This is a genomic window from Micromonospora sp. NPDC047740, from assembly GCF_043204735.1.
Taxonomy (GTDB): Bacteria; Actinomycetota; Actinomycetes; order Mycobacteriales; family Micromonosporaceae; genus Micromonospora.
This window is the reverse complement of record NZ_JBIDCT010000058.1, coordinates 1-1,129: the sequence shown is the minus strand read 5'-3', so window position 1 is coordinate 1,129 and position 1,129 is coordinate 1. Positions and strand designations below refer to the sequence as shown.

The following is a 1,129-nucleotide window of genomic DNA, read 5'->3' as shown; positions in this document are numbered from 1 at the left end:
ATGCAGATCGCGATCCTGCTGTACCCCGGCACCACCGCCCTCGACGCGGTCGGTCCGTACGAGGTGCTCAGCCGCATGCCGGGCGCCGATGTCCGCTTCGTGGGCAAGGAAACCGGCCCGCTGCTCGCCGAAGGGGGTGCCCTGCTGCTCGGCGTGACGCACACCCTCGCCGAGACGCCCGCACCGGATCTCGTGCTGGTGCCGGGCGGTACGACGACGCCAACCACGATGGTGGACAGGGAGATCCTCGCCTGGCTGCGGTCGGTGCACCAGGCCACGACGTGGACGGCCTCCGTGTGCAGCGGCGCGGTGATCCTGGCCGCCGCGGGAATCCTCAAGGGTCAGCCTGCGACCACGCACTGGGTCGCGATGGGGCCGTTGCGGATGATGGGCGCAATGCCCCGGCCGGACGAGCGGATCGTGCAAACCGGCAAGATCGTCACGGCGGCGGGGGTGTCCGCCGGCATCGACCTGGGGCTCTGGTTGGTCGGCGAGATCGCCGGACGGGAGCTGGCCGAGGCGATCCAACTGACCATCGAATACGACCCGCAGCCGCCGTTCGACGCCGGCCACCTGAGCAAGGCGTCCGAACCGGTCCGAAAGCGCGCCAAGCAGCTGCTCGACGATCGGACGGACCTCAGACAGACGCTGGTCAAGCCGAGGATCGCCTGGAACCGGCTGATCGACTTCGTGCGTACCGGCAGGTAATGCCTGGATGCGGCCACAGCGAAAGGAGATGTCATGACCGATCCGATCACTACCGAAATCCTCGAGCTCGGGCGGCGCTGGGCCGAAGCCGAGCAGCGCGCGGACGTCGAGACGCTCGACGCGCTCGCCGTCGCCGACTTCGCGATGGTCGGGCCGTTGGGCTTCGTCCTGGACAAGCAGCAGTGGCTGGACCGGTACCGCACCGGCGACCTGATCACCGCGTCGCTGGCCTGGGACGAGGTCGCGGTGCGCCCGTACGGCGATGCGGCCGTCACAATCGGACGTCACACTCAGCAGGCCAGCTACCGTGGGCAGCCGTCGGACGGGCAGTTCCGTGCGACGCACATCGCCGTCCGCGCGGGCGATCGGTGGCAGCTCGCCGGCATTCAGCTCAGCCCGATCGGTGCCTTCCGACCCCCGG

Annotated in this window: 2 protein-coding genes; both read left to right on the top strand. The window is 69.6% G+C overall.

Features of this window, described 5'->3' with window-relative positions; translation table 11 throughout:
- A partial coding sequence (locus tag ACGF4F_RS37375) for a DJ-1/PfpI family protein (RefSeq protein WP_357441694.1) occupies positions 1–708 on the top strand: 708 nt, incomplete at its 5' end.
- Positions 709–741: 33 nt separating this feature from the next.
- Positions 742–1,129, top strand: a 388-nt coding sequence (locus ACGF4F_RS37370; RefSeq protein WP_393085273.1) for a nuclear transport factor 2 family protein, incomplete at its 3' end; no start/stop codon positions are given.